The sequence below is a fragment of the Bradyrhizobium sp. AZCC 1578 genome, assembly GCF_036924675.1.
GTDB lineage: Bacteria > Pseudomonadota > Alphaproteobacteria > Rhizobiales > Xanthobacteraceae > Bradyrhizobium.
Window position 1 is genome coordinate 4,640,658 of the sequence record NZ_JAZHRZ010000001.1, and the last position, 26,589, is coordinate 4,667,246.

Sequence of the window (26,589 nt, forward strand, 5' to 3'; positions counted from 1 at the left end):
GCAACGTAGATGGGATCGCGGAATTGGCTGATGATTTCGATCAGGTAGCATTGGTGGTCGACTGGCTGGACGCGTGCCGCAATCGCGACCTTGCGACATTGCTCGACCTCTATGCTGATGAGGCGATGGCCGAATGCCGGTGCGGCGAGGCCAAGGTCAGTGAAGGCCGCGCCGGACTCGAAGCCTACTGGCGGCCGCGCCTCGATGCGATCGCACCCACCGCATTCGGGCTGGAGGAAATCACGCCGACCACTGACGGCGTCACGCTCGATTATCTGAGCCACGAAGGCACGCCCGTCCGCATCGCATTCACCTTTTCGCGCGACGCCAAGATCCTGCGCACCACCTGCGCCCCCTCTGGCCAGGCGTTGCGCAAGGAAGTTGCCGCCATTGGCGACTGACCATTAGCTCCGTTCTGCGTGTTGCGAATGTGAGGCGGAATCGCCGGCTGGAAGCCGGCAACGAACGCTGGTGCGCCCTGCCTCGCGCAGCAGCTCAAGCGTCCCGCTCAGCGCCCGGACGCGCTCCAGCATTCCCGTCAGTCCCCGGCCGAACATCCGATCGGCCGGAAAGCCGATGCCATCGTCGGATACTTCCACGGTCACTTCGCGCCCGTTGATGCCTGCCGCGACATGCATCGACTTCGCTTTGGCGTGACGGAGCACATTTGTCACCGCCTCCTGGATCACGCGATAGACCGTCTGCGACAGCAGGCCGTCGACCTCGTTCAGATCAGCGTCGATCTGCGACGTCACTTTGAGATCAGGCGACTGCGCCTTCGCATTCCGCAGCAGCGTCTGGATGCTCTTCTCCAGGCCGAGCTCCTGAATGTAGAGCGGCCGCAGGCGGTCGAGGATGCGGCGGTTCGCCTGCTGCAAGGTTTCGACCGACTGCAGAATGCCGTCCGCCGCGCTCCTCAACTCCGCGTTAGCGGGCAGGATGGTTTCCAAGAGCGCCACCGTGTTGGCGCGGATCCCGAACAGCAGCGGCCCGAGCTCATCATGGAGCTCGCGCGCCATGTCCTGCCGCTCGTCATCCTGTAGCGACACGATCCGGCGCAGCAGGCTACGATTATCCTGGCTGAGGCGATTGAGGGTGCGGGCGAGTTCGTTGGCTTCCTGCGCGCTCCTGCGGATCTCGGGCGGACCGGCAGGGGAAATTAGCTGTTCGTAATTCCCCGTTCGCATGCGGGTCAGGCCGTCGCCGAGATTTTGCAGCGGCACCGATGCGGAGCGCACGGAGAAGTGGGCAATCGCCCCCGTCAGCAGCATCAGGACAGTTCCGGAGCAGGCGATCGCCAGAAATCCGATCCACTTTTCGTAGATGTCGGCGGACATGTCCGGCGCAAATACGATGTCGCCGACCTGCTTCCCCTCGACCATCACGGGGAAGGCTGTCCCGATTTCGGGGATGGCGAGGAGGCGGACGAACCACTCAGGCACCGTACCCAGGGGAGTCTGCACCTCGGGAGGGTAAACATCGAGATCGGTCCCGAGGCGCCGAAACCGGATTGTTTCCGATGTTCCAAGTGATTGCACGAACGCCTCGAGGGTTGCTTGCGGATTGGCCGAGGCTTCAAGCGCAGCGTTGAGCGCCGTCGCGACCGTTTTGGCCGAGCGAGTCCCTGGCTCGGCCTCCTCCACAAGTTGCGCAGAGGCAAAGATCTGGAGCGAAACGGCTCCGGCCAGCAGGGCGGCCACGAACATCAGGCCGAGCGGCAGCAACAGCCGCGTTCTAAGAGAAAGCCTTTCCCAGATTTGCACTATTCTAGTTCCCGCAACCCAAGATTTCTCTTTTCAAATACCGCCAACCGCTTATTTATCCCGAAAGGGGATGGATGATGCAAAATTCCGCCAGATCGGCAACGAAGGTATTGATCGTCGACGACCATCCGGTGGTCCTTTCCGGTTGCCGTTCGCTGTTCGCCTCGGACAATTCCGTCAAGATCGAGGAGGCCACCGACGCCAAGTCCGGCCACCGCGCTTACATTGCCAGGAAGCCCGACGTCACGGTTATCGACATCAAGCTTCCCGACGTTTCCGGATTCGAGCTGATGCGGCGCATCCGCAAGGACGATCCGGGCGCCCGGATCATCATGTTTAGCATGAATGACGATCCGGCGTTCGTCGTTCGCGCCATCGAGATGGGCGCGCAGGGCTATGTTTCGAAGGGCGACGATCCAAGGATGCTGGTGAGGGCCGTCCGCAAGGTGGCCGCGGGCGAGAATTTCATTTCACCGCAACTGGCGGAGGCGGTGACGTTTTCAGGCGCGTCGATCAAGGCCAATCCGGCATCGCTGATGACGGCACGCGAGCTGGAAATCCTGCGGCTGTTGGGCCGTGGCGACAAGATCGTCGAGGTCGCCGACGCGCTGGAGATTTCTTACAAGACGGTGGCCAACACCACCTCGCTGCTCAAGCAGAAGCTCGGCGCCAAGAACCATTCGGACTTGATCCGGATCGCGGTCGAGCTGGGGCTCGGCTGAACGCTAGCAGGCTAGACCGGCTGCGCCGCGCGGGCGCGACCCGCTCGCGCCGCTGCAATTCGCGTATCACCCACAAGTCGATTTTGTTGCGTTGCGACCAAGCAAGAAGGATGAAGCGGATAGTCCGCCGTCAGTTGACGGGAAAAATAGGCAAAGTAACCTTGCGGAGCATTTGCAAGGAGAGCTGGATGAACAGCCCCGATATCGCAGAAGCCGCCTTTGCACGGGCCTGGAGCGTCTACCGGCTGATCCACAGCGGTATCGACGAGAACGATGTACGCCGCGCCAGCCTCCAGCGCTTTATCCGCCAGCGCTGCATGACGGGCGAGACCGACACGGAGCTGCTGGCGGTCGAGGGGCTCAAATATCTCAAAAGCCTGGAACGACCCCAAGAGGACTAGTTCGCCGCCGCTTGGTCCGACGGTCCATCCTCGTTAGATCGGGAAAAACTGGAACAATCGATTCCCTCGCGCGTTGCCGGCATCCTTGGAGCCTTACCCGGATGGCGGCCGAAACCAACATGGAAACCATGAAGGTCTGCACAAATCAGTGACGGACCCTTCCAAGAGAGAGGGCCGCAGGTTCGCCTGCGGCCCTCTTGTTGGGCCGGCAACAAGCATCAGCGCCGGTAACCCAGCGCCTCAACCAGCACAGCAGAGGCGGCGTGAAACACTGAGCTGCGCCGCCGCCCGGGTGAGGCTTCTTTCGCGCGCCACTGCAAGGAACGCGGTGAGATCACTAACGTTTTGTCGCGCCATTCATGAATCCAATTCATAGGTATAAATCAATTGTGCCATCTAATAGAGCGCGCCTGTGGCCTCTAGATGTCGGGCCCGGCGTCGCTCGCACCGTCGCGCTCTATCAAACGTGAACGCCGGCCAGGAACAGCCGAAACGCGGCGCAGTTACAGGAGCGCAGCCGGAAAATATTTCACGCGGGCAGCGGCAAAGACGCGCCCTACCTCGAACGTGATCCGGGCAAAAAAGCACAAAACGGGAACACGACATGAAAAGTCCGAGCGACTTCGAATTATCGCGGCGTAAGCTGTTGGCGGGAAGCGCCGCATCGATAGCGCTGACGGCGGCGCCATCCATCGTCAATGCGCAAGTGCCTGCCGTGGAGGCTGCCGTCGCTGACGTCTCTGCCGTATGGAAAGTCTCCTTCACCGTGAACGGAGCGGCGCGCGGCCTTACGCTCGACCCGAGAACCACGCTGCTCGACGCGCTGCGCGAGCACCTGCATCTCACCGGCACCAAGAAGGGCTGCGATCACGGCCAGTGCGGCGCCTGCACCGTCATCGTTGGAGGAAGGCGGATCAATTCGTGCATGACGCTCGCCGTGATGCACGAAGGCGAGCGCATTACGACCATCGAGGGGCTCGGCACGCCCGAGAACATGCACCCGATGCAGGCCGCTTTCGTCAAGCATGACGGTTACCAATGCGGCTATTGCACGCCGGGACAAATTTGCTCGGCCGTCGCAGTGCTCGACGAGATCAAGGCCGGCATTCCGAGCCACGTCAGCACCGACCTGAACGCGCCGCCGCAACTCAGTAATTCCGAGCTCCGCGAGCGCATGAGCGGCAACATCTGCCGATGCGGCGCCTATTCCAACATCGCCGAGGCAATATCGGAAGTCGCCGGGAGGCCCGCATGAGATCATTCACCTACGAACGCGCCCGCACGCCGGCTGAGGCTGCCGCTTCCGTGATGCGCAAGCCGGATGCCAAATTCATCGCCGGTGGCACCAATCTCCTGGACCTGATGAAACTCGAGATCGAGACGCCGGCCCATCTGATCGACGTCAACGGCCTTGCACTCGACAAGATCGAGTGGACGCAGGAGGGCGGACTACGCATCGGCGCGCTGGTCCGCAACACCGATCTCGCCGCGGACACGCGCGTGCGGCGCGACTACGGCGTATTGTCGCGCGCGCTGCTCGCGGGCGCCTCGGGGCAACTGCGCAACATGGCGACGACGGCAGGCAACCTGCTGCAGCGAACGCGCTGCCCTTACTTCTATGACACCAACCAGTCCTGCAATAAACGGAAGCCCGGCAGCGGCTGTGCGGCGATCGGCGGCTTTAGCCGCCAGCATGCCGTCGTTGGCGCAAGCGAGGCCTGCATAGCGACCCATCCGAGCGACATGGCGGTGGCGATGCGCGCGCTCGATGCCACCGTCGAAACCGTGCGGCCCGACGGCGCGACGCGAACGATCCCGATTGCCGAATTTTACCGTCTGCCCGGCGATACGCCGCATATCGAAACGACGTTGATGCCGGGCGAGTTGATCACGGCGGTGACGCTGCCAAAACCTGTTGGTGGCAAGCAGATCTACCGCAAGGTGCGCGACCGCGCCTCTTACGCCTTCGCGCTGGTATCGGTGGCTGCGATCGTGCAGCGCGACGGAACGGGACGCGTCGCGCTCGGCGGCGTCGCGCACAAGCCATGGCGTGTCGAGGCGGCCGAGGCCCAGATGCAGCGTGGCGCCAAGGCGGTCGCCGCACAGTTGCTCGCCGACGCCAAGCCGACGCGGGAGAATGCATTCAAGGTGGCGCTGGCCGAACGCACGTTGGGCGCCGTGCTGGCTGAAGCGAAAGGCTGATCCGAAAGGTTGATCCATGAGATTCGAAACCCCTGCCACAATCAATCCGATCGACCAGCTCAGGGTGGTCGGTAGGCCCGCCGATCGCATCGATGGTCCGCTCAAGACCACGGGCACCGCGCGTTATGCCTACGAGCACCATGAAGGCATCTCAAATCCGGCTTACGGCTACGTGATCGGCTCGGCCATCGCCAAGGGCCGGATCACCGGTATCGATCTCACTGCCGCCAAGTCGGCACCCGGCGTGCGCGCCGTCGTCACGGCTGATAATGCCGGCAAGCTCGGCAAGGGCGACCGCAACACCGCGAAGCTGCTCGGCGGTCCCGACATCGAGCATTATCACCAGGCGATCGCGCTCGTGGTTGCCGATACCTTCGAGCAGGCCCGCGCCGCCGCGGAGCTAGTCCGCGTCGACTATGCCCGGACGGATGCTGCCTTCGATCTCGCGGCGGCCAAGGACATAGCCAAGCCCCGGGCCGTGTTCGGCGGTCCGGCCGATACCGCGGTCGGTGATTTTGCCGACGCATTCGCCGCAGCGCCGGTTCAACTCGACGCCACCTACACCACGCCCGATCAGGCGCATGCGATGATGGAGCCGCATGCCTCGATCGCCGCCTGGAACGGCGACAAGCTCACGCTCTGGACCTCGAACCAGATGATCGCCTGGGGAGTGGGGGAGGTGGCGAAGACGCTGGACATTCCGAAGGAGAACGTTCGCCTGATCTCGCCCTTCATCGGCGGCGGCTTTGGCTCCAAACTGTTCGTTCGTTCGGATGCATTGCTTGCGGCACTCGGCGCGCGCGCAACCGGGCGGCCCGTGAAGGTGGCGCTGCCGCGGCCCTTTGTCTTCAACAACACAACGCATCGCCCCGCAACGATCCAGCGCATCCGCATCGGTGCGGCCAGGGATGGCAAGATCGCGGCGATCGGTCATGAAGAATGGTCCGGCAATCTGCCCGGCGGAAGGCCCGAGGGCGCGGTCAGCCAGACGCGGCTGCTTTATGCCGGCGCCAATCGCATGACCGCTACGCGGCTCGCCGAGCTGAACTTGCCCGAAGGCAACGCCATGCGCGCGCCGGGCGAGGCATCGGGCATGATGGCGCTCGAAATCGCGGTTGACGAAATGGCCGAGCGGCTCGGCATGGATCCGATCGAGTTCCGTATCATCAACGATACCCAGGTCGATCCGGAAAAGCCCGAGCGGCCGTTCTCGCAGCGCCGCCTCACCGAGTGCCTGCGGACAGGCGCGGAGCGCTTCGGCTGGAACGCGCGCAATCCGCAGCCGGGCAGGATTCGCGACGGGCGTTGGCTGGTCGGCATGGGCGTCGCTGCCGCGTTTCGCAACAATTTGCTGACGAAGTCGGCCGCGCGCGTGCGGCTCGACAACAACGGCGTTGTAACCGTCGAGACCGATATGACCGATATCGGCACAGGCAGCTACACGATCATCGCGCAGACTGCGGCCGAGATGATGGGTGTGCCGATCGAGAAAGTGGTGGTGCGTTTGGGAGACTCGACCTTTCCGGTGTCGTCAGGCTCCGGCGGACAATGGGGCGGCAACAACTCGACCGCAGGCGTTTATGCCGCATGCGTCAAGCTGCGCGAGGCGGTCGCGCAAAAACTTGGTTTCAGCTCGGCGGAAGCGGAGTTCGCCGATGGTGAGGTTCGCTCGGGTAACCGCCGCGTGCCGCTGGCGCAGGCCGCGGGCGATGGCGGCCTCAGTGCCGAGGACGGCATTGAGTATGGCGACATCGACAAGAAGTATCAGCAATCGACCTTCGGCGCGCACTTCGTCGAAGTCGGCGTCGATACCGCCACGGCCGAGATCCGGGTGCGCCGGATGCTCGCGGTCTGTGCCGCCGGCCGCATCCTCAATCCGAAGACCGCGCGCAGCCAGGTGATCGGCGCGATGACGATGGGCGTTGGCGCGGCGCTGATGGAGGAACTCGTCGTCGACGAGCGCGCCGGCTTCTTCGTCAACCATGATCTCGCTGGGTACGAGGTCCCGGTTCACGCCGACATTCCGCATCAGGACATGATCTTCCTCGACGAGACCGACCCGATGTCGTCGCCGATGAAGGCCAAGGGTGTCGCCGAGCTCGGCATCTGCGGTGTGGCGGCGGCGGTCGCCAACGCCGTCTACAACGCCACCGGCGTCCGCGTGCGCGACTATCCGATCACGCCCGACAAGCTGCTGGAGGAAATGCCGGACGTCGGTTGAGCTTGAGCGAACGCGTATTGAACTTCGAGGCTCGACCCAGGGCATCCGCAAGAGAAGCGCCACCTGATCTGGCATGGCAGGAATATGGCGGTGGATGAGAACCATTCTTCAAAGCTAGCGCGCCAATCGTTCCAAAAACGCGCTATGAATGGACCATGGAGAATCCGCGCCCCCTGCCGTTCTCGGCATTCGAATGGCTGTTGTCCGGGCGGTACTTGCGGGCGCGTCGCAAGGAAGGCTTCATTTCCGTTATCGCCGGTTTTTCCTTCCTCGGCATCATGCTCGGCGTTGCGACGCTGATTATCGTGATGGCGGTCATGAACGGCTTCCGCAAGGAGCTGGTGGGCAAGATCGTCGGCCTGAACGGGCACCTGCTGGTGCAACCGCTGGAGCAGCCGTTGACGGATTGGGAGGACGTCACCGAGCGCATCAGTCAGGTTCCAGGCATACGGCTCGCCGTTCCCGTGGTGGACGCTCCGGCCCTCGCATCGTCGGCGCACAACGCCTCCGGCGTGCTCGTTCGCGGCATTCGCTCCGACGATCTCAACAAATTGGCCGCGATCGCCGGCAACATCCAGCAGGGCTCGCTGGAAGGATTCGACCAGGGGCAAGGGGTCGCGATCGGACGCAGGCTTGCCGATCAATTGTCGCTGCGTGCCGGCGACAACATCACGCTGGTCGCGCCAGATGGCGCAGCGCGGTCGAAGGGCACGATGGCGCGGATCAAGCCGTACAAGGTTGCGGCGGTGTTCAGCATCGACATGTCGGATTATGATTCGGTCATGGTCTTTCTGCCGCTCGCCGAGGCGCATGCCTATTTCAACCGCGCCGATGACGTGAGCGCCATCGAAATTTTTATCGACGGCAGCCCACCGGGTCGACAGCTTCCGAAGGCCGGTAGCTGAGGCCGCGGGACGGCCGGTGTTCCTCGTCGACTGGCGGCGGCGCACCTCGGCCTTCTTCGCCGCACTTCAGGTCGAACGGAATGTCATGTTCCTGATCCTGACCTTGATCGTGCTGGTCGCCGCGCTGAACATCGTGTCGGGCCTGATCATGCTGGTGAAGGACAAGGGCAGCGACATCGCGATTCTGCGCACCGTGGGCGCCTCGGGAGGGGCAATCAAGCGGATATTCCTGATCGCAGGTGCTGCGATCGGCGTGCTCGGCACGGTGACTGCTCGTCGGCATGCTGGTTTGCCTGAATATCGAAACGATCCGGCAATTCCTGTCCTGGCTGACCAATACCGAGCTGTTTCCACCAAAACTCTACTTCTTGTCGAAGTTGCCGGCGGAGATCGATTTTGGCGAAACCGCCGCCGTCGTGGCCATGGCATTGACGCTGTCATTGCTCGCGACGCTCTATCCATCCTGGCGCGCCGCGCGGCTCGATCCGGTCGATGTGCTCCGATATGGGTAGAGCGTTGCGCCGGAATGACGGTCCATCGTCGTCCCTGCGAACGCAGGGATCCATAACCACCGGCTTGCGTTGTTGAAGAAAACCATCGACCAGCTCACCCAAATGATTCCCGCCGCGGAGTATGGGTCCCTGCTTTCCAGGCCGTGCAAAAACCACGCTCTGGTGCTGGATATTGGGGGCAGAGATTGATTCGGGGGCAGGATGGCACATGTGGAGGGCCAGTCGCGGTATCAGGCGACGCTGTATCCGGAGACGTTGGACGAGGTGATCGCGGCAGACAGCGCGGTGCGGGTCATCGACGGCTTTGTGGACAGCTTGGACCTTGCCGGGCTGGGTTTTTCGAAGGTTGAGGCGGAGGCGACGGGGCGGCCGCCTTACGATCCGCGGGATCTGTTGAAGCTTTATATCTACGGGTATGTGAACCAGATGCGTTCGAGCCGACGGCTCGAACGTGAGGCGCGGCGCAATGTGGAAGTATTTTGGCTGATCAACCGGGTGAGCCCGGTGTTCAAGACCATCGCGGATTTTCGCAAGGATCATCCGGAGGCGATTGCCGGGGTATGCCAGGCCTTTATAAAGTTCTGCCGCGAGCAATCGGCATTTGGAGGCGAAGTCCTGGCGATCGATGGGAGCAAGATTGCTGCGGTTGCAAGCCGCAAGCAGGTGATCACGCAGAAGAAGCTTGCAGAGCGGGATGCGGCGATCGAGCGCAAGATCGCCGAGTATCTGGCGGCGATGGATGAGGCCGATGCCGAGGAGACGCCGGTTGAACCGGCAAAGACCGACGTGGCCGCGGCCCTTGCGGCGTTGAAGGCCCAGCGCGCGGAACTGCAGCAGCAGGCGGAACAGCTGGTTCGGGAAGGGCTCAAGCAGAAGGTTTTGACCGAGCCCGAGGCCAGGCTGATGCGCACGCCGCGCGGCCATCAGGTAGCTTACAATGCACAGATCGCAGTCGATGCCCAGCATGACCTGATCGTCGCTTTCGATCTGACCAACGAGGGCAGCGATCTGCAGCAACTCCATCCGATGGCCCGGCAGGGCAAGGCGGCCGTCGGAAGCGATCAGGTGATCGCCGTGGCCGACACCGGCTACTCCAACGGCGCACACGGCAGGCAATGTGAACAGGACGGCATCAAGGCGATCGTACCGCATGCCGAGCGGGTCAACCCGAAGGGAAAGCAATACTTCAGCCGCGATCAGTTCAGCTACGACCGAGAGAGCGACAGCTGGAGCTGCCCGGCAGGTGAGGTCCTCAAGCTCTTCAAGACCTCCCAGACGAAGCAGAAGAAGGAATATAGCACGCGAGCCTGTCCCAGCTGTCCGCTGAAGTCGCAATGCACCAAATCGCCGCGGCGGATCATCGTGCGCAGTTTCCATGAGGACGATCGCGAGGCCATGCACCAGCGGGCTCAGGCCGATCCGAGCTGGATGAAGCTCCGTCGGGAAGTCGCTGAGCACCCCTTCGGGACCATCAAATGGCTGATGGGTATCCCGCGCTTCCTCGTACGAGGATTGCTGAAAGCCAAAGCCGAACTTGCGCTCAGCATCACCGGCTATAACCTCAAGAGGTTGATCGCCATCAAGGGCACACCCGCGCTGCTCAAAGCGCTCAAGCCCTGTGCAGCCTGAGGGCACTTCCTCGTCCACCCGCTTTCCGCGCCTCGCCGACCTTCTTGCACGGCCTGGTTCGCGGGGACGACCGCAGTTGCTTGGCGAGACCCGACCCCGCTCTTTTCGTCCACGAGCCATTTCCCCTTCGCCACAAAACCCATTATGGTGCGCCCTCGCTTCGCGCTTGGCGAAATCTAATTCATGACTAGTATCAAAGGCTTGGCATAGGGCTTGCGCCTTTGGAGGGTGGTTTTGACGCGCTATATTTCGACGCGGGGGGAGGCCCCCGTCCTGGGTTTCTGCGATGTGATGCTGACCGGGCTCGCCCGCGACGGCGGCCTCTACGTGCCTGAGGTCTGGCCGCAACTATCGAGCGAGACCATCGCCTCCTTCTTCGGCCGGCCCTATTGGGAAGTTGCCGTCGACGTCATCAAGCCGTTTGCCGCGGGCGAAATTTCCGACGCCGATCTCGGCCGCATGGCGAATGAGGCTTATGCGACGTTCCGCCATCCCGCGGTGGTGCCGCTGAACCAGGTCAGCCCCCATCAATTCGTGCTGGAGCTGTTCCACGGTCCGACGCTGGCGTTCAAGGACGTCGCGATGCAGTTGATCTCGCGGCTGATGGATCATGTGCTGGCCAAGCGCAATCAGCGCACCACCATCGTGGTCGCGACCTCAGGCGACACCGGCGGCGCCGCGGTCGATGCGTTCGCCAATCTCGACAATGTCGACCTCGTCGTGCTGTTCCCGAACGGGCGCATCTCCGACGTGCAGCGGCGGATGATGACGACGACGGGCGCGTCCAACGTGCATGCGCTGGCGATCGAGGGCACCTTCGACGACTGCCAGGCGATCGTGAAGGCGATGTTCAACCATCACGGCTTTCGCGACGCGGTCTCGTTGTCGGGCGTCAATTCGATCAACTGGGCGCGGATCGTCGCGCAGGTGGTGTATTACTTTACGTCGGCGGTGGCGCTCGGCGCGCCCGCGCGTACCGTGGACTTCACCGTGCCAACGGGAAACTTCGGCGACATCTTTGCAGGCTACGTGGCGAAGAGGATGGGCCTGCCGGTGCGCTGGCTGCGCATCGCCTCCAACGTCAACGACATCCTGCCGCGTACGCTCAAGACCGGCATCTATGAAGTTCGCGAAGTTCACGCCTCCGCTTCGCCCTCGATGGACATCCAGGTCTCCTCGAATTTCGAGCGGCTGTTGTTCGAGGCGAGCCGACGCGACGCCGACAGCGTCCGCCGGCTGATGGCCTCGCTAAAACAGTCCGGACGGTTCGTGCTGCCGGATGCCATGCTGGCCGCGATCCGCGCGGAGTTCGACGCCGGCCGCGCCGACGAGACCGAGACATCGGCCGCGATCCGCGCCGCCTGGCGCGAGGCCGGCGACCTTGTCGATCCCCATACCGCTGTGGCGCTGGCGGTGGCCGATCGCGACACGTCGGATTCGAAGATCCCCAACATCGTGCTATCGACGGCGCATCCGGCCAAGTTCCCCGATGCGGTGGAGGCTGCGTGCGGCGTGCGGCCGCAACTGCCGGCCTGGCTCGACGGCCTCATGACCAAATCCGAACACATCACGGTGATGAAAAACGATTCAACCGAGGTGGAGCGATTCGTGCGCTCGGTCAGCCGTGCCGCGAAGCAGGGAGTTGCCGGATGAGCGTTGATGTCACCAAGCTGCCATCCGGCCTGACCGTCGTCACCGACACCATGCCGCATCTGGAAACGGCGGCGCTCGGCGTCTGGGCCGGCGTCGGCGGCCGCGACGAAAAGTCGAACGAGCACGGCATCTCGCATCTTCTTGAACACATGGCTTTCAAGGGCACCACGCGGCGCTCCTCGCGCGAGATCGTGGAAGAAATCGAGGCAGTCGGCGGCGACCTCAATGCCGGGACCTCGACCGAGACGACGGCCTATTACGCGCGGGTGATGAAGGCCGACGTAGCGCTGGCGCTCGACGTGCTCTCCGACATTCTCACCAATCCGTCCTTCGTGCCGGATGAACTCGAGCGCGAGAAGAGCGTCATCGTGCAGGAGATCGGCGCCGCGCAGGATACGCCCGACGACGTCGTGTTCGAGCACCTCAACGAGCTCTGCTTTCCGGACCAGCCGATGGGCCGGTCGCTGCTCGGCACCGCGAAGACGCTGAAGAATTTCGATCGCGACATGTTGCGCGGCTATCTCGCGACGCATTACCGCGGTCCCGACATGGTGGTGGCGGCCGCCGGCGCGGTCGACCACAAGCGCGTGGTGGAGGAAGCGGCGCAGAAATTTGCCAGCTTCGACGCCACGCCGTCGCCGAAGCCGCAACCGGCGATGTTCGGCAAGGGCGGCTCGCGCGTGGTACACCGTGACCTCGAACAGGCGCATTTGACGCTGGCGCTCGAAGGCGTACCGCAGACCGACCCGTCGCTGTTCTCGCTGCAGGTCTTCACCAACACGCTGGGCGGCGGAATGTCGTCGCGGCTGTTCCAGGAAGTGCGCGAAAAGCGCGGCCTGTGCTACTCGATCTACACCTTCCACGCGCCCTATACCGACACCGGGTTCTTCGGCCTCTACACCGGCACCGATCCCGGCGACGCCCCGGAGATGATGGAGGTCATCGTCGACGTCATCAACGACTCCGTGGAAACCCTGACCGAAGCCGAGATCGCTCGCGCCAAGGCGCAGATGAAGGCGGGGCTGTTGATGGCGCTGGAAAGCTGCTCGTCCCGGGCCGAACAGCTTGCTCGGCACGTGCTGGCCTATGGACGGCCGCTGACGGTGGAGGAGCTGGTCACCAGGATCGATGCGGTCTCCATCGAATCGACCCGCAACGCGGCGCACGCGCTATTGTCCCGCAGCCGGCCAGCGGTTGTCGCGCTTGGCAGCGGAAGGGGGCTGGACACGGCGGTGTCTTTTGCGGAAGGATTGACGCAGTCGAAGGCGAAAACCCTTCTACATTGAGGTAGGGCGGGGAGAGTGGGCATGGCCCTGTTTCGTTTGCCAGCCAGCGGACCGGCTGCGCTCGTGCCGCGTGGCCATGGCCTCCTGCTGCGCGCTCCCCAGATGGCGGACTTCCCGCAATGGGCGCAATTGCGCGAACAAAGCCGGACCTATCTGACGCCATGGGAGCCGATCTGGCCGTCGGACGATCTGACCCGCGCCGGGTTCCGCCGCCGACTGCGCCGCTACGCCGAGGATATCGCCGCCGACCGCTCCTATCCCTTCATCATCTTCCGTGAGCGTGATGGTGCCATGATCGGCGGCATCACGCTCGCCAATGTCCGCCGCGGCATCGTGCAGGCCGGGACCATCGGATATTGGGTCGGCGAGCCTTACGCCTGCCGCGGCTACATGACCGCGGCGCTGCGGGTGCTGCTGCCGACGCTGTTCGGTGAGCTCAATCTGCACCGCATCGAGGCGGCCTGCATTCCCTCCAATACGCCGTCGATCCGGGTTCTGGAGAAGTGCGGCTTCACCCGCGAGGGGCTGGCGCGGCGCTATCTCTGCATCAACGGCATCTGGCAGGACCACCTGCTGTTTGGCCTGCTGCATGAGGATTTCCGCGGCTGAACCGTTGATTTCTAGGCCTTTTGGGTGCCTTGGGTTCGCCGCCATTGGGCTGCTATAAGGCCGCGGGAATAGACGATGATGGGGATGGCAGGGACGTCGCATGGGTGACAATCGTTTGCTCAGGGTAGCGATCGCGGCTGCGATCGCGGGGGGGCTGGCTTGCACGATGGCCACACCGGCATCGGCGCAATCGCTGACCGATCGTTTCAAGAGCCTGTTCGGGGGGAAGTCGGACGAGCCGGCCACAGACGCGCCTGCCGCGCCGGTACCGCAGGACACCGGCGACCTGACCTGTCCGCCGGTCACGGTGCGGTCAGGCGCTTCGACCTACGCCGTCGCTGCGCCCGGCAAGCAGCCGGTCGGCAACGACCTGCGGTTCCAGGCAACGATCAGCAAGATGGCCCGCGAATGCAGCGTCAATGGCGGCGTGATCACGGCGCGGATCGGCATTCAGGGCCGCGTCATCGCGGGTCCCGCCGGCGCGCCGGCTTCGGTCCAGGTCCCGATACGTGTCGCAGTGGTGCACGGCGGCGTATCTGAGAAGACCATCGCCACCAAGGCCTACCAGACCACGGTCAACATGACCGAAAGCGGCAGCGAACCGTTCACGCTGGTGGCCGAAGATCTCACCTATCCGGTACCCCCCGGCGCTGCCGGCGACAGCTACATCTTCTATATCGGGTTCGACCCGCAGGCCCTGAAGCCCGAGCGCCCGGCGCCGAAAAAGAAGAGGCAATAAGACCTCAAGCATGACGAATTAGATTTGATTGAAGAAGGTGCACTCCCTCTCCCGCTTGCGGGGGAGGGTGGGGGTGTCTCCGCGGGCGACACTGCCCAAGTGGAGAGAGCCCCCACCCGGCGCTTCGCGCCGACCTAAGAGCGAGCCTCGCTCGTCTCGACCCCGCAAGCGGGAGAGGTAAGCGCGTCCGCGGCTAAAGTCATCTAACCAAAAATCGTCGTGCTCCAGGCAAACAAAAAGCCGGCGCGATCGTCTCGCGCCGGCTTTTGATCGATGGTGGAAAGCGCTCAGTTCAGCTTGGCGCGAACCTCGGCAATGCCCTTGGCGAGCAAGTCGTCGGCAACCGAGCCTTTGACCGACTGCGACAGGATGGTCGAGGCGGCTTCGACCGCAGCGTTGGCGGCGGCGGCGCGGACGTCGGCCAGCGCCTGGGCTTCGGCAAGCGCAATCTTGCTCTCGGCGGTCTTGGTGCGGCGGGCGACGAAGTCTTCCATCTTGGCCTTGGCTTCGGTCGCGATGCGCTCGGCTTCGGCCCTGGCATTGGCGACGATCTCCTCGGCCTCGCGCTCGGCGCTGGCGCGGCGGGTCTGATACTCGCCGAGCAGCTTGGCGGCCTCCTCTTTCAGACGGCGGGCGTCGTCAAGTTCGGCCTTGATGCGTTCGCCGCGATGATCGAGCGCCGTCAGTACCGTCTTGTGGATGCCGAGATAGGCAAACAGCACCAGCAGGATGACGAAGGCGATCGCGACCCAGGTTTCCGGTTCGGTGAACATCGGTCTATCCCTTCAACGACGCATCGACGGCTTTGCTCACCGTCTTCTTGTCGGGCAGCACGCCGGTGAGCCGCTGGACGATCGCGCCGGCCGCATCCGCTGCGATGCCGCGGACATTGCCCATCGCAGCTTCCCGCGTCGCCGCGATCTGCTTCTCGGCGGCGGCAAGCTTGGTGGTGAGCTGGTCTTCCAGCGTCTTGCGCTCGGCTTCCGCGATCGCGTTCAGCTTCTCGCGGGTCTCGCTGCCGATGGCCTGGGCGCGGGCGCGAGCGGAAGCGAGTTCGGTCTCATACGCTTTCAGCGCTGCGTCCGACTCGTCTTTCAGCTTCTGCGCCGCAGCCAGATCGCCCTCGATCGCGTTCTGACGTGCGTCGATCACGCTTTCGACGCGCGGCAGCGCAAAGCGGGACACGATCACATAGAGCGCGACGAACGCGATGGCGAGCGACACCAGTTGCGAAGCAAACGTGCTCGACTCGAACGGAGGAAATCCTCCGCCGTGTCCGCCGTCGGCTTCGGTATGGGCGCCGGTGCCCTTGGCCGGGGTACCAGGACTTTTTTCAGCCACGGGGGTCTCCTGTTGCTGTCAGCGCGCCGCCCGGAGGCGGCGCGAGTGGGTGCAGCTCAGAGCGGAACGAACAGCAAGAGCAGCGCGATCAGCAGCGAGAAAATGCCGAGCGCTTCGGTCACGGCGAAGCCGAAAATCAGGTTGCCGAACTGGCCCTGGGCCGCCGAAGGATTGCGCACGGCAGCAGCGAGGTAGTTGCCGAAGATGATGCCCACGCCGACGCCCGCGCCGCCCATGCCGATGCATGCGATGCCCGCGCCGATAAGTTTAGCTGCTGCCGGTTCCATTTCTATAGCTCCTTGAGGGGTAAGACAAAGGTGTGGGTGGAAATTCCCCGGACCGCTTAGTGTCCCGGATGAATGGCGTCGTTGAGATAGATGCAGGTCAGGATCGCGAACACGTAGGCCTGGAGGAACGCGACCAGGAGTTCGAGCGCGGTCAGCGCTACCGTGAGCGCCAACGGCAGCATGCCGCCGACCCAGCCGAGCGCGCCGAGCGACACGCCGAGCATCGCGACGAAGCCCGCGAACACCTTCAGCGCGATGTGCCCCGCCAGCATGTTGGCGAACAGACGTACGCTGTGGGAGACCGGCCGCAGGAAGAACGACAGGATTTCGATGAACATGACCAGCGGCAGGATGTAGATCGGCACGCCGGAGGGCACGAAAATCTTGAAGAACTTGAAGCCGTTCTTGTAGAGCCCGTAGATCAGGACGGTGAAGAAAACCAGGAGGGCCAGCGCCGCGGTGACGATGATGTGGCTCGAAACCGTGAACGTATAGGGGATGATGCCGATCAGGTTCGAGATGCAGATGAACATGAACAGCGAGAAGATCAGCGGGAAGAACTTCATGCCTTCCGCGCCGGCTGTGGAGCGGATCGTCGAGGCGACGAACTCGTAGGAGATTTCCGCGATCGACTGCAGCCGCCCGGGAACCAGTTGGCGTCCCGCCATGCCGCCGATCATCAGTAGCGAGATCACCGCTACCGAGAGGAACATGTAGAGCGAGGAGTTGGTAAAGGCGATCGTTTGGTTGCCGATATGGCCGATCGTGAAGAGGGGTTCGATATTGAACTGGTGGATCGGGTCGATTTTCATCCGCGCGGCTCTTTATCCACCGGCCTGGCCGGCAATCGAATTTCAAATGTCGTGACTTCCCGTCGATGCTCAGCGTCTGCGGGAAGCTACGCCTGCAGATCTCACCACGTTGACCACACCGGCGACGAAGCCGAGCAGCAAAAACACGATGAAACCGAACGGCGACGTCGACAACAAACGGTCGAACCCCCAGCCAATCGCCGCCCCGACGACAACGCCCGCAACCAACTCCGAGGAAAGCCGGAAACCCAGCGCCATCGCAGATGCTCTGGCAGCCCTGTCTCCGCTTTCAGTTCCGGGTTGATCAGTCCTGAGTTTCCGGCTGTCACGAATTTCGGACAACCGTTGATCCAGACTTCCGAGCCTTGCGGAAAGCGCAGCTTCGTCGGAAGACGGCTGATCGCGATTCCCACTTGCGTTGTCGTTCTTGTCTTCGGCCATGCCCAAGACTCTAAACGATGCCAACGGTTGATGGAAATTACGCCCGTCACCCTTGAAAGCCGCGCGGACCATACTTACCGCGTCTAATCAAGTCAAGATTACGCCGTAGCCAGCTAGTGCCTTGATTTTTCTGGAATTATTCGAATGTCGCCTGCTGCCCTGTGGACCTGCGATCGCAGTGCAGCAGTATTGCCACAGGGATCGATCTTGCGCGGATTTGGGCGGTCTGCTGGGATGTCTCGAGCGAAGCGAAAATCCCCGTCCCTGGAACCCGCATGCCGCGTCAGGTCGATTACTATTTCTCGATCCAATCGCCGTGGGCCTATATCGGCCATCAGCCCTTTCGTGACCTGGTAAGTACTTACGATCTCAAGGTTAATCACAAGCCGGTGGTGCTGGTCGATCTGTTCTCGGAGACCGGCGGCTTGCCCTTGATGAAGCGCCATCCGGTGCGACAGCGCTATCGGATGGTCGAACTGCAGCGCTGGCGCGACAAGCGCGGACTGAAATTCCACCTGCAGCCGGCGAGCTGGCCATTCAATGCGCGTCTGGCCGATGGCGTCGTGATTGCGGCGCTGGAGGCCGGCCTTGATCCTGACCGATATCTGCGACGGGCCTTTGCCGGCGTCTGGGAAGAGCAGCTCAACCTTGCCGATCCCGCAACGATTGCGAAACTTGCCGATGAATCGGGGCTGCCCGGCAAGCAATTGGTGGAGCGCTCGAGCTCGGAAGAAATTAGCGCAGCCTATGAGCAGAACCGGCAGGACGCGCTCTCGGCCGACGTGTTCGGCTCGCCAGTCTACGTGCTGGATGGCGAGGTGTTTTGGGGGCAGGACCGCATCGAATTGCTCGGAGACGCGTTGAAGTCCGGCCGCGCGCCCTATACCTCAAGGGTATAGGGGCGCGCCTTGAAAGCGCCCGGACGGTCGCGGAAACCGGTGCTGTCCTGAGGCGGGAGCAAGCCCATGAGCAGAGCGAAATCGTCCTCGAAATTGGCCGGCGTCACTGTGCTGGCCGTTTGTCTTGCCGGCGCCGGTCAGGCGCTTGCAGGCCCGATGCCGGAAACCGAGAACGGCCGCTACACGCTGTCGCCGACGGGCGACGGCGTGCTTCGCCTGGATACCCGAACCGGCGCAGTCTCGACCTGCAACAATTCGGGTGCGGGCTGGGCCTGCTATGCCGTACCTGACGAGCGCGCGGCGATGGACGCGGAAATCGGCCGTCAGCAAGCCGACATTGTCCGGCTGCAGGCCGAGAATGAGCGGCTCAAGGCGGACCTCGCCTCGCGCGAACCGACCGTACCGGGCAAGATCGAGGAGCCGTTGCCGAAATCTGACTCGCTGAGGAAGAGCGAGCCGAAGGTTGCCGAGGGCGAGCGCAAGATCGAAATCCCGCTGCCGAGCGACCGCGACATGGATCGCATGATGTCGTTCCTAGAGCGGGCCTGGCAGCGATTGATCGAGATCGCCAACTGGCTGCAGCGGGATTTCAGCGGCAAGATTTGACAGGCTCTCGTCGTCCCTTGCGAGCGCAGGGACCCATACGCCGCAGCCTCTGGAATCGGCACAGACCGAGGTCGATCGCTCGCAACTACGAACGCCTGTGGCTATGGGTCCCTGCGTGCCGCCTTCGCTAAAGCTTCGGCGAGCCCAACGCCAAACCCCGGCGAAGCCTTGGCGAAGACGGGTCGCAGGGACGACATGTTGAGAGAGCGAATTCATGACCGCATCCAAATCCCTTTCCCGCACTGCTCCGTCCACGGTCAGCGCCAACACCATCGTGTCCTCGCAATTGACCGTGCAGACGCGCGGCGCGGGCTTTACCGACCTCACGGCTGAAGTCGCAAAATTCGTCCGTGACGCACATGCGCGCGAAGGCGCGGTGACGCTGTTCATCCGTCACACTTCGGCGTCGCTGACCATCCAGGAAAATGCCGATCCCGCCGTACTGGTCGACCTGGCCACCGCGCTGAACCGGCTTGCGCCCGAAAACGCCGGCTGGCGTCATGACACCGAGGGGCCGGACGACATGCCGGCACACATCAAGACTATGCTGACGGCGACCTCGCTGCACGTGCCGGTTTTGCAGGGCGCACTCGCGCTGGGCACCTGGCAGGCGATCTATCTGGTCGAGCATCGCGCCCGGCCGCACCGGCGCGAGGTCGTGCTGCAGTTTACCGGTGCGACGAGCTAGGAACCGAAGCACCGCAAAGAGACCGCAGCCGGATTGAGATCAGCGATTGGATTGCATATAGGCAAGCCCAGCAGCGCATGCACCGAAGGTAAGCGCCCAGATCAGGCTTGAATCAAGTGACGCGTTCAATCCATACCGCTGCAGCAGGAAAATGAAGGCAGCAGCAGCCGCGGTGTGCATAGCGATATAGCGCCAATGTTTCATTATCCTGCTCTGCCTTTTCGAGAGGCCATATCATCAACATCTAGCCTGATCACGGGTACCAAACAACGGCACTGAACCCAGTGGGTGGTCTCGCTGAGATGTCGTTGGCTTAAAACGTGAAACCGGATCGCGAGCGTCGATCATTTCGATTGGGCATCGCGGCTGCCGCGCCTGCGTGAGATCGGCCCGCAGTTGGTTGTGATCCCAGCTCAAAACTAACCGGCCGCGGAGCGATCCGCGGCCGGCTTGGTTGGGAGTGTCGTATCGCCGCGGCTGTTGCCGTCGGCGAAACCGTTACTTCGTGATGTCGACGTCCTTGGTTTCCGGCAGGAAGAACAGGCCGACAACCGCGGTGATCGAAGCGAAGATGATCGGATACCAGAGACCTGCGTAGATGTCGCCGGTCGAGGCCACGATCGCGAACGAGGTCGCCGGCAGCAAGCCGCCGAACCAGCCGTTGCCGATGTGATAGGGCAGCGACATCGAGGTGTAGCGGATCTTGGTCGGGAACAGTTCGACCAGCATCGCCGCGATCGGCCCGTACACCATGGTGACGAAGAGCACCAGCACGAACAGCAGTCCGATGATGGCGGCGACGTTCGGTTTGAAGATATCGAACGGGTGAGCCATCTTCACGATCTGGGCGTCGCCGGCCTTGGGATAACCTGCGGCCTGCACCGCTGCCAGGACCGCCGGATTGGACGTCTTGGCGTCGGTGTAAGCTACGTCCTTGCCATTGACGACGACCTTCACGCCGGAGCCTGCAGCGCCATAGCTGGTCGAGTATTTGACCGACTGCTGTGCCAGGTAGGCGCGAGCGGTATCGCATGGTGCCGAGAAGACGCGGGTGCCGACCGGGTTAAACAGGTCGCCGCAGCCCTTGGCATCGGCCACCACCTCGACCTTGACCGACTCGATCGCCTTTTCCAGCGCCGGGTTGGCGTTGGTGGTGATCATCCGGAAGATCGGGAAGAAGGTCAGCGCCGCGATCAGGCAACCTGCCAGAATGATCGGCTTACGGCCGATTTTGTCGGACAGCGCTCCGAACACGATGAAGAAGCCGGTGCCGAGCAGCAGAGACCAGGCGATCAGCAGGTTGGCGGTGTAGCCGTCAACCTTGAGGATCGATTGCATGAAGAACAGCGCGTAGAACTGGCCGGTGTACCAGACCACGCCCTGACCCATCACGCCGCCGATCAGGGCGATGAGAACGAGTTTTGCATTGCTCCAGTTGGCGAAGGCCTCGGTCAACGGCGCCTTGGAGCCCTTGCCCTCGTCCTTCATCTTTTGGAACACGGGCGACTCGTTCAAGCGCAGCCGGATCCAGACTGAGATGCCGAGCAGCACCACCGAGACGAGGAACGGAATGCGCCAGCCCCATTTGGCGAACTCGGCTTCGCCGAGCGCGGTGCGGGTGAACAGGATCACCAGCAGTGACAGGAACAGGCCGAGCGTTGCCGTGGTCTGGATGAACGAGGTGTAGTAGCCGCGTTTGCCCATCGGTGAATGTTCGGCCACGTAGGTCGCCGCTCCGCCGTATTCGCCGCCGAGCGCGAGGCCCTGCAGCAGGCGCAAACCGATCAGGATGATCGGTGCCGCAATGCCGATGGTGGCCGCGTTTGGCAGCACGCCGACGATGAAGGTCGACAGGCCCATGATCAGAATGGTGACGAGGAAGGTGTATTTGCGGCCGACGATGTCGCCGACACGGCCGAACACGATGGCGCCGAACGGACGAACGATAAAGCCAGCGGCGAACGCCAGCAGCGCAAAGATGTCGCGCGTGGCCTGGTTGAACATCGGCTGATTTGTCGCGGGATCAATGACGCCGAAGAACTGCGCGCCGATGATGCTGGCAAGCGAACCGAACAGATAAAAGTCGTACCATTCGAAGACGGTGCCGAGCGAAGAGGCTAGAATGACGAAACGTTCGTCTTTCGTCATTCCGGCGGCCTTGCCGGACGTGGCAGTTATTGTAGACATTTCCGATTCGCTCCCCTTTTATGATCGCAAAGATGTGCGTTGCGCTAATCGGCGCGTTATGAATTGGGCTCACTACATGCTTGGAAGGTATGGCCCAATAGTACTTTCGGTGGGACCGGCACCGTTTTCGCGTCGTTTTGGCCGCCGCGATTGCTGATCTGCCGTTTATCTGTGCAGCTTCGGACTAAAGTCCAATGACCGAGAAGACGAGCGCGATGCTCCACATCACGATCGAGATCATTGCGGTCCAGAGCGCGAACAGCAGATACGTCTCGCGCATGACCGTCGAAACTGTCCGCTGCGCGGAGGCTTGCGGCGGACGGCTCTCTTTGGGGAGATAGAGCCACAACTCGGTCCGGCGGTGATCCTTGGTCCGTGCCTCCCAGGCTTTCAAAATCAGAACCAGCGTCATCACGATGCTGAGAAAACCTCCCGCTTGAAAGGCAGAGCGCGGCAGGAAGGACAATCCGATCATGATGCAGAAGATGGCAAGCGAAGCGAAGCCGCAGGCGCGAAGCACTGTTTCGTAGGCGATACGGCGCATCTCTTCCATGATCCGCCACCCCGTCAATCAAGGACATGTGCCGGTTCAAAAGCCGGCCGCAGGGTAGCGGCGGCACGGCCCGTGCTCAACTCTGCGAATGGGCTGTTACAGGCCGATCTTGAGAAAGTTACCGGCCGCGGGCAGCGCCAAAAGGGCGGTTCCCGCAAGCCATATCCAGAGCGATGCGTCGCTTGATTCCGAGCCCCCGGTGATCCGCTCGTAGATCGCCGCCGGAATCCCGCCCAGGATGACGGTGGCGGTCGAAACCATCAGGGATGCGAACATCAGCGTCAGGGACAGGCTGCCAAACAGCAGCGGGCCGGCGAGCAATTGAACGTACAGCAGCGTGAAAATCAGCGCGAGCTGATTGAAGATGCCGTTGATCATGCCGAAGAACGCGATTCCGATGAAATAGAAGTTGCGGTTCATGATGCGGCTCCGCCAAGTCGGGGCGCCAGATTGAACAGCAGCAGGGTGTAGTGAAGGGCGACGCGCAGCCAGAACAGCCAGACGAAGCCGAACAGCCAAATAACAACCGGCGGGGTAACTTTAGGCGTTAAGATCGAGACGGCGGCGACGACGGGATCGGTGATCCGGCAGAAAAATCGCCAGATGTAGTTCGGCGAATCCGCATCCACCATCAGGCCGAGCAGGACGCGGCCGAGCAATGTGTACATCAACACCGCAAGAACAAAGTTAGGCAGATGAAAGTACCAATACGCCGCGAGCGAGCTTGCGATATCCAAGGATGTTTCTCCTCGCAGCCTGATTAGTTGAGACAACCGGCCGAGCATCGCAACCGGCCGCTCTCCGCCAACAATGGCAAGAGTGCGATGTCCGGGCAAGACGGATAAGGTGCCGCCAACAAAGACGGGGCCCCTGAGGGGCCCCGTCCATCGATCTCCAGTCAAAGCACCTAGGTGGTCTTCTCTTCGAGCACCGTCCTGCCGCGCGGCTTGCGGATTTCGTCGACGTAGGCCTGCATTTCGGCCGATGGCTCTCTGCCGAGCTTGCTGACGATGTAGATGACAGCGAAGCCGAGCGGCGTTCCCAACAATCCGCAGGCGATGTTGTTGAGGTCGAACCAGCCGACCTTGTTGGCCATCGGGTGGGCCAGTGTCGGGAAGCTCTCCATAGCATTGGGCAGTGCCATGGCTTTCGCGATGTCGACCAGCGGTGCCCCCGTCAGCGGGTTGGTCAGCGAGGTCATGCCGAAGTACTTCACGCCTGCGCCCGGGAAGTACCGTGTTGTCACGAGGTAGAACAGGCAGAGTCCGAAGCCGGCAATGATGCCGCAGATTGCTCCCGTTGCCGTGGTTCGCTTCCACCAGACGCCCATCACGAGCGCCGGGAAGTTGCCGGCCATTGCAAGCGAGAACGCCCAGCCGACCATGGCCAGGATGTCGCCTGGCTTGGTTGCCGCCGTCGCAGCCGCGACCACGGCGACGCCCACAAGGAGAGCGCGCGCCACCGTGAGACGGCGAATGGTCGGAGCGTTCGGATCGATCATCTTGTAGTAGATGTCGTGCGACAGCGCGTTGGCGATGGCGAGCAGCAGGCCGTCGGCGGTGGAGAGCGCGGCGGCGAGACCGCCCGCTGCCACCAGACCCGAGATCACATAGGGAAGGCCTGCGATCTCTGGTGTGGAAAGCACGATCACGTCCGTATTGATGACGAAGTCCTGCAGCCGGACCACGCCGGGATGATCGGCAATCGCCTTGCACGCGGCAACGATCGCGTCAATGTTGCTTGCATTCTTGCCGCAGATCTGGATCAGCCCGAGTTCACCCCAGCTGAACAACCAGGGGCGAATGGCGGACAGGTCTCGCCCGATGATGTTGGTGTAGACCTCCAGCTTGGAGAACGCCGCGTAGGCCGGCGCCGAGAAGTACAGCAGGAAGATGAACAGCAACGACCAGGCGACCGACTGGCGTGCCTCACGCACCGACGGGGTGGTGAAGTAACGCATCAAGATGTGCGGCAACGACGCCGTGCCGACCATCATGCACATGATGATCGCAAAGAAATTGAGCGGGCTATAGTTGATGAAGGGCTGGATGTGCGGCTTCAGCGCCGCGGCTGTCGTCAGACCCGTCGCCAGCATTTGCTGCTCGCGCGCGGTGATATCCGTGATCGCCTGCCCGTAGGTGAGTTCCGGAATCGGGATCCCGTAATTCTTGGTGGACAGGATAACGATGGGGGTCAGGTAGGCGATGATCAGCACGATGTATTGTGCGATCTGCGTCCAGGTCACCGCCCGCATGCCGCCCAGCATCGCGCAGAGCAGAATGCCGACAAGTCCGGCAAAGACCGCAAGCTCGAACTGCATCCCGAGGAATCGCGAGGCGATAATCCCGGTGCCGTAGATTTGCGCCGTCACGTAGGTAAACGAGCAGGCAACCAGCACGATCACGCCGAGGAAGCGGGCGAAGTTGCCGCCGTACCGGAACGACAGGAAGTCGGGCACGGTATAGGCACCGAATTTGCGCAGATACGGCCCGATCAGGATCGACACCAGCACAAATCCGCCTGTCCAGCCCAGCACCCAAGCGAGGCCGTCGTAACCCAGCAGGAACAGGGTGCCGGCCATGCCGACGAAAGATGCCGCCGACATCCAGTCGGCGCCGGTCGCCATGCCGTTATAGAAAGCCGGAACACGCCGTCCGGCGACGTAATATTCGGAGACTTCGGCGGTTCGCGTCATCACGCCGATGATGGCGTAGACTGCGAGCGTGAAGAAGACAAACAGGTAGCCAAGGATCTTGTTCGGAACGCCAACCTGCTCGAGAATCGCGAGGAAGATGATGAATCCTATGAAGCCGCCGGTATAAGTACCGTACATCCTCCCCAAATTCTTGATGAAGTCCGAGGTGCCGGCAGAAGCTTGTGTAGCCATGATCTCATCCCCTCAATCTTCCTCGGCAAAGCCGAATTCGCGATCGATCTTGTCCTGCTGTTTCGCGAACATGAACAGCATGACAACGAAGGCGATGAGTGACCCCTGCGCCGCCATGTAGAAGCCGAGCGGGAAGCCGAGAATCGGAATGACGATAGTGTTGAGCGGCTTCACGAACATGTGGATCACGAAGCCGAAGAAGAACCAGATGCCGAGATGCGTGAACATCAGGCGCGAGGTCTTCGCCCAGTGTGCTTCTTCTTTTGCTTTCAGATCTGTGGGGTTAGCCATGGGTTGCAAATCCTCCCTCAAGACACCGGTCAGCAAGTGCGCCGGGATTGAATGATCGAGGGGATTGCAATCCCGTCAGCGCGGCACCCCCCTGCGCCGCAGTCCCAACCGCTCTTGTGCCGGTTTGGAACTAACGAAGGCTACATCACGAACAGTCAGTTCTTAATAATACTTTCGGGGGGTAGAATATGTTGCGACTGCTAACAGCGATGCCGCATTGGAATCATTGCGCTTTGCAGGTACCGGAAAGTTGGACAAGCTGATCCAGGCCGCCGCACGGGAAAGGACTGCGATGAAGCTGTTCGAAAAACTGTTTCGACCCCGTCCGCCGATTCGGGACCGCGAGGCGCTCGCGGACTTCATCGACGCCCAATCGGCATACATCGTACAGAAGGGCATCTACGAGTATTCGCGCGCCCGCGCAGGCCATTACGCCAAGGTGCTGTTTGCCGAGGAGGGCTTTGCCAGATCGGTCGAACGGGCACGCTGGGAGGCTTTTCCGCTCGGGCTGGCGATGGTCGGCGAGACCGTAGATGTCGTACTGCGTCCGCACGCCGGGGAACAGCGCCGGGCGGTGCTCGACCAGATCATCGAGGTCGTCCTTTCGGTGTTCGACCGTTATCCGGTGCCGCCCTCGATCGGCGAGGCCGCCTGGCAGGAGGCGCGGCGCGAACTGGCGCATCGGCTCGACCTGGTCGGCGGGCACGCGCCCAAGCGGGTGATGGACATTCCCGAACCGCTGGCCGAGAGCTACTTTGCCATGATGCCGATCCACGAAAAGCTGCGCGGGCGCGATTTCCAGACCACGCGCAACTACCTGCGTGTCAGCCTGTGCAACATCCATGACGAGTTGGTCGATCGGATCGATGCGCCTGCCGTGACCAGCGCACTGCTTGAATAGGGCGTCAGGCACATTGCCAACGCCAGCTTGTCGACCGGCACCAGGGTGCGGCGG

The 26,589-nt window shown here is 62.4% G+C and carries 28 protein-coding genes and 2 pseudogenes; 16 read left to right on the forward strand and 14 right to left on the reverse strand.

Features of this window, described 5'->3' with window-relative positions:
• The first annotated feature begins 23 nt into the window (after positions 1-23).
• A complete protein-coding gene (locus V1290_RS22175; RefSeq protein WP_334366370.1) occupies positions 24-401 on the forward strand; it encodes a nuclear transport factor 2 family protein in 378 nt (125 codons plus the stop codon).
• Between the two features lie 3 nt (positions 402-404).
• Here V1290_RS22175 and V1290_RS22180 read toward each other — a convergent pair whose 3' ends face one another.
• Positions 405-1,724 carry a histidine kinase gene (locus V1290_RS22180; protein WP_334366371.1) on the reverse strand — a complete coding sequence of 440 codons (1,320 nt, stop codon included), beginning with the start codon at positions 1,722-1,724 and terminating at the stop codon, positions 405-407.
• 116 nt (positions 1,725-1,840) lie between these two features.
• Here V1290_RS22180 and V1290_RS22185 point away from each other — a divergent pair, with 116 nt between their 5' ends.
• Both V1290_RS22185 and V1290_RS22190 read left to right on the forward strand, forming a co-directional pair.
• Positions 1,841-2,485, forward strand: coding sequence for a response regulator transcription factor (locus V1290_RS22185; RefSeq protein ID WP_334366372.1), 645 nt, complete (start codon positions 1,841-1,843; stop codon positions 2,483-2,485).
• A 188-nt stretch (positions 2,486-2,673) separates the two neighbouring features.
• Positions 2,674-2,886, forward strand: coding sequence for a hypothetical protein (locus V1290_RS22190; RefSeq protein ID WP_334366373.1), 213 nt, complete (start codon positions 2,674-2,676; stop codon positions 2,884-2,886).
• A gap of 261 nt (positions 2,887-3,147) precedes the next feature.
• Here V1290_RS22190 and V1290_RS22195 read toward each other — a convergent pair.
• Positions 3,148-3,243: pseudogene (locus V1290_RS22195) on the reverse strand (LysR family transcriptional regulator); the annotation flags it as partial.
• 247 nt (positions 3,244-3,490) lie between these two features.
• On the opposite strand from V1290_RS22195, the gene paoA reads away from it, so the two are divergent.
• The 9 genes and pseudogenes from paoA (at position 3,491) to V1290_RS22240 (ending at position 14,642) form a co-directional block, all read left to right on the forward strand.
• Positions 3,491-4,141: an aldehyde dehydrogenase iron-sulfur subunit PaoA gene (gene paoA, locus V1290_RS22200; RefSeq protein WP_334366374.1), complete on the forward strand. Its 651-nt coding sequence runs from the start codon at positions 3,491-3,493 to the stop codon at positions 4,139-4,141.
• Positions 4,138-5,088: an FAD binding domain-containing protein gene (locus tag V1290_RS22205; RefSeq protein ID WP_334366375.1), complete on the forward strand. Its 951-nt coding sequence runs from the start codon at positions 4,138-4,140 to the stop codon at positions 5,086-5,088. Before paoA ends, V1290_RS22205 begins: the two co-directional genes overlap by 4 nt.
• A 16-nt stretch (positions 5,089-5,104) precedes the next feature.
• Positions 5,105-7,309: an aldehyde oxidoreductase molybdenum-binding subunit PaoC gene (gene paoC / locus V1290_RS22210; protein ID WP_334366376.1), complete on the forward strand. Its 2,205-nt coding sequence runs from the start codon at positions 5,105-5,107 to the stop codon at positions 7,307-7,309.
• Between the two features lie 155 nt (positions 7,310-7,464).
• Positions 7,465-8,726, forward strand: a pseudogene (locus tag V1290_RS22215) (lipoprotein-releasing ABC transporter permease subunit).
• Between the two features lie 210 nt (positions 8,727-8,936).
• Positions 8,937-10,355 carry an IS1182 family transposase gene (locus tag V1290_RS22220; RefSeq protein ID WP_334366377.1) on the forward strand — a complete coding sequence of 473 codons (1,419 nt, stop codon included), beginning with the start codon at positions 8,937-8,939 and terminating at the stop codon, positions 10,353-10,355.
• A 234-nt stretch (positions 10,356-10,589) separates the two neighbouring features.
• Entirely contained in the window at positions 10,590-12,008 is a 1,419-nt protein-coding gene (gene thrC, locus V1290_RS22225; protein ID WP_334366378.1) for a threonine synthase, read from the forward strand.
• The gene (locus V1290_RS22230; RefSeq protein ID WP_334366379.1) at positions 12,005-13,294 is read left to right on the forward strand and encodes a M16 family metallopeptidase; all 1,290 of its coding nucleotides are present in this window, start codon (positions 12,005-12,007) and stop codon (positions 13,292-13,294) included. Before thrC ends, V1290_RS22230 begins: the two co-directional genes overlap by 4 nt.
• Before the next feature lie 21 nt (positions 13,295-13,315).
• The gene (locus tag V1290_RS22235) at positions 13,316-13,903 is read left to right on the forward strand and encodes a GNAT family N-acetyltransferase (protein WP_334366380.1); all 588 of its coding nucleotides are present in this window, start codon (positions 13,316-13,318) and stop codon (positions 13,901-13,903) included.
• 100 nt (positions 13,904-14,003) lie between these two features.
• Positions 14,004-14,642: a hypothetical protein gene (locus tag V1290_RS22240; RefSeq protein ID WP_442893704.1), complete on the forward strand. Its 639-nt coding sequence runs from the start codon at positions 14,004-14,006 to the stop codon at positions 14,640-14,642.
• A gap of 287 nt (positions 14,643-14,929) precedes the next feature.
• Here V1290_RS22240 and V1290_RS22245 read toward each other — a convergent pair whose 3' ends face one another.
• From V1290_RS22245 to V1290_RS22265, 5 genes are all read right to left on the reverse strand, one after another.
• The gene (locus V1290_RS22245; protein ID WP_057845470.1) at positions 14,930-15,415 is read right to left on the reverse strand and encodes a F0F1 ATP synthase subunit B family protein; all 486 of its coding nucleotides are present in this window, start codon (positions 15,413-15,415) and stop codon (positions 14,930-14,932) included.
• A 4-nt stretch (positions 15,416-15,419) separates the two neighbouring features.
• Positions 15,420-15,983: a F0F1 ATP synthase subunit B family protein gene (locus tag V1290_RS22250; RefSeq protein WP_334366381.1), complete on the reverse strand. Its 564-nt coding sequence runs from the start codon at positions 15,981-15,983 to the stop codon at positions 15,420-15,422.
• A 56-nt stretch (positions 15,984-16,039) separates the two neighbouring features.
• Positions 16,040-16,270, reverse strand: coding sequence for a F0F1 ATP synthase subunit C (locus V1290_RS22255; RefSeq protein ID WP_016847054.1), 231 nt, complete (start codon positions 16,268-16,270; stop codon positions 16,040-16,042).
• A gap of 56 nt (positions 16,271-16,326) precedes the next feature.
• The gene (locus V1290_RS22260; RefSeq protein WP_334366382.1) at positions 16,327-17,082 is read right to left on the reverse strand and encodes a F0F1 ATP synthase subunit A; all 756 of its coding nucleotides are present in this window, start codon (positions 17,080-17,082) and stop codon (positions 16,327-16,329) included.
• Between the two features lie 69 nt (positions 17,083-17,151).
• Entirely contained in the window at positions 17,152-17,523 is a 372-nt protein-coding gene (locus V1290_RS22265) for an AtpZ/AtpI family protein (RefSeq protein ID WP_028348040.1), read from the reverse strand.
• Between the two features lie 275 nt (positions 17,524-17,798).
• On the opposite strand from V1290_RS22265, the gene V1290_RS22270 reads away from it, so the two are divergent.
• The 3 genes from V1290_RS22270 to V1290_RS22280 all read left to right on the forward strand — a co-directional run bounded on the left by V1290_RS22270 (position 17,799) and on the right by V1290_RS22280 (position 19,716).
• On the forward strand, positions 17,799-18,422 hold the full coding sequence (locus V1290_RS22270) for a 2-hydroxychromene-2-carboxylate isomerase (protein WP_334366383.1): 624 nt from the start codon (positions 17,799-17,801) through the stop codon (positions 18,420-18,422).
• A 66-nt stretch (positions 18,423-18,488) separates the two neighbouring features.
• A complete protein-coding gene (locus V1290_RS22275) occupies positions 18,489-19,028 on the forward strand; it encodes a hypothetical protein (protein ID WP_442895006.1) in 540 nt (179 codons plus the stop codon).
• Between the two features lie 214 nt (positions 19,029-19,242).
• Entirely contained in the window at positions 19,243-19,716 is a 474-nt protein-coding gene (locus V1290_RS22280) for a secondary thiamine-phosphate synthase enzyme YjbQ (RefSeq protein ID WP_334366384.1), read from the forward strand.
• Between the two features lie 39 nt (positions 19,717-19,755).
• Here the strand turns inward: V1290_RS22280 and V1290_RS22285 are convergent, their stop codons facing one another.
• From V1290_RS22285 to V1290_RS22315, 7 genes are all read right to left on the reverse strand, one after another.
• Positions 19,756-19,920, reverse strand: a complete 165-nt coding sequence (locus tag V1290_RS22285) for a hypothetical protein (RefSeq protein WP_156908634.1) — start codon at positions 19,918-19,920, stop codon at positions 19,756-19,758.
• 294 nt (positions 19,921-20,214) lie between these two features.
• Positions 20,215-21,864 (reverse strand): MFS transporter, encoded by a 1,650-nt coding sequence (locus tag V1290_RS22290; protein WP_442893799.1) that lies wholly within the window; start codon positions 21,862-21,864, stop codon positions 20,215-20,217.
• A 223-nt stretch (positions 21,865-22,087) separates the two neighbouring features.
• On the reverse strand, positions 22,088-22,456 hold the full coding sequence (locus V1290_RS22295) for a hypothetical protein (RefSeq protein WP_334366386.1): 369 nt from the start codon (positions 22,454-22,456) through the stop codon (positions 22,088-22,090).
• Positions 22,457-22,552: 96 nt separating this feature from the next.
• Positions 22,553-22,876, reverse strand: coding sequence for a hypothetical protein (locus tag V1290_RS22300; RefSeq protein WP_334366387.1), 324 nt, complete (start codon positions 22,874-22,876; stop codon positions 22,553-22,555).
• Positions 22,873-23,193, reverse strand: coding sequence for a hypothetical protein (locus tag V1290_RS22305; protein ID WP_334366388.1), 321 nt, complete (start codon positions 23,191-23,193; stop codon positions 22,873-22,875). Before V1290_RS22305 ends, V1290_RS22300 begins: the two co-directional genes overlap by 4 nt.
• Before the next feature lie 170 nt (positions 23,194-23,363).
• Positions 23,364-25,343 (reverse strand): sodium:solute symporter family protein, encoded by a 1,980-nt coding sequence (locus V1290_RS22310; protein WP_334366389.1) that lies wholly within the window; start codon positions 25,341-25,343, stop codon positions 23,364-23,366.
• A 12-nt stretch (positions 25,344-25,355) separates the two neighbouring features.
• Positions 25,356-25,634 carry a DUF4212 domain-containing protein gene (locus tag V1290_RS22315; RefSeq protein ID WP_334366390.1) on the reverse strand — a complete coding sequence of 93 codons (279 nt, stop codon included), beginning with the start codon at positions 25,632-25,634 and terminating at the stop codon, positions 25,356-25,358.
• 292 nt (positions 25,635-25,926) lie between these two features.
• Here V1290_RS22315 and V1290_RS22320 point away from each other — a divergent pair, with 292 nt between their 5' ends.
• The gene (locus V1290_RS22320) at positions 25,927-26,535 is read left to right on the forward strand and encodes a hypothetical protein (protein ID WP_334366391.1); all 609 of its coding nucleotides are present in this window, start codon (positions 25,927-25,929) and stop codon (positions 26,533-26,535) included.
• The last annotated feature ends 54 nt before the right edge of the window (positions 26,536-26,589 follow it).

Excerpts from the sequence above, each read along its gene's own strand:
- V1290_RS22315 (WP_334366390.1), bottom strand. The coding sequence starts at position 25,634 with ATGGCTAACCCCACAGATCTGAAAGCAAAAGAAGAAGCACACTGGGCG.
- V1290_RS22265 (WP_028348040.1), bottom strand. The coding sequence starts at position 17,523 with ATGGCCGAAGACAAGAACGACAACGCAAGTGGGAATCGCGATCAGCCG.
- V1290_RS22270 (WP_334366383.1), top strand. The coding sequence starts at position 17,799 with ATGCCGCGTCAGGTCGATTACTATTTCTCGATCCAATCGCCGTGGGCC.
- V1290_RS22310 (WP_334366389.1), bottom strand. The coding sequence starts at position 25,343 with ATGGCTACACAAGCTTCTGCCGGCACCTCGGACTTCATCAAGAATTTG.
- V1290_RS22185 (WP_334366372.1), top strand. The coding sequence starts at position 1,841 with ATGCAAAATTCCGCCAGATCGGCAACGAAGGTATTGATCGTCGACGAC.
- paoC (WP_334366376.1), top strand. The coding sequence starts at position 5,105 with ATGAGATTCGAAACCCCTGCCACAATCAATCCGATCGACCAGCTCAGG.
- V1290_RS22245 (WP_057845470.1), bottom strand. The coding sequence starts at position 15,415 with ATGTTCACCGAACCGGAAACCTGGGTCGCGATCGCCTTCGTCATCCTG.
- V1290_RS22320 (WP_334366391.1), top strand. The coding sequence starts at position 25,927 with ATGAAGCTGTTCGAAAAACTGTTTCGACCCCGTCCGCCGATTCGGGAC.
- V1290_RS22230 (WP_334366379.1), top strand. The coding sequence starts at position 12,005 with ATGAGCGTTGATGTCACCAAGCTGCCATCCGGCCTGACCGTCGTCACC.
- V1290_RS22205 (WP_334366375.1), top strand. The coding sequence starts at position 4,138 with ATGAGATCATTCACCTACGAACGCGCCCGCACGCCGGCTGAGGCTGCC.
- V1290_RS22285 (WP_156908634.1), bottom strand. The coding sequence starts at position 19,920 with ATGAAACATTGGCGCTATATCGCTATGCACACCGCGGCTGCTGCTGCC.
- paoA (WP_334366374.1), top strand. The coding sequence starts at position 3,491 with ATGAAAAGTCCGAGCGACTTCGAATTATCGCGGCGTAAGCTGTTGGCG.
- V1290_RS22255 (WP_016847054.1), bottom strand. The coding sequence starts at position 16,270 with ATGGAACCGGCAGCAGCTAAACTTATCGGCGCGGGCATCGCATGCATC.
- V1290_RS22260 (WP_334366382.1), bottom strand. The coding sequence starts at position 17,082 with ATGAAAATCGACCCGATCCACCAGTTCAATATCGAACCCCTCTTCACG.
- V1290_RS22240 (WP_442893704.1), top strand. The coding sequence starts at position 14,004 with ATGGGTGACAATCGTTTGCTCAGGGTAGCGATCGCGGCTGCGATCGCG.
- V1290_RS22300 (WP_334366387.1), bottom strand. The coding sequence starts at position 22,876 with ATGAACCGCAACTTCTATTTCATCGGAATCGCGTTCTTCGGCATGATC.
- V1290_RS22235 (WP_334366380.1), top strand. The coding sequence starts at position 13,316 with ATGGCCCTGTTTCGTTTGCCAGCCAGCGGACCGGCTGCGCTCGTGCCG.
- V1290_RS22275 (WP_442895006.1), top strand. The coding sequence starts at position 18,489 with ATGAGCAGAGCGAAATCGTCCTCGAAATTGGCCGGCGTCACTGTGCTG.
- V1290_RS22295 (WP_334366386.1), bottom strand. The coding sequence starts at position 22,456 with ATGGAAGAGATGCGCCGTATCGCCTACGAAACAGTGCTTCGCGCCTGC.
- V1290_RS22290 (WP_442893799.1), bottom strand. The coding sequence starts at position 21,864 with ATGACGAAAGACGAACGTTTCGTCATTCTAGCCTCTTCGCTCGGCACC.
- V1290_RS22280 (WP_334366384.1), top strand. The coding sequence starts at position 19,243 with ATGACCGCATCCAAATCCCTTTCCCGCACTGCTCCGTCCACGGTCAGC.
- V1290_RS22190 (WP_334366373.1), top strand. The coding sequence starts at position 2,674 with ATGAACAGCCCCGATATCGCAGAAGCCGCCTTTGCACGGGCCTGGAGC.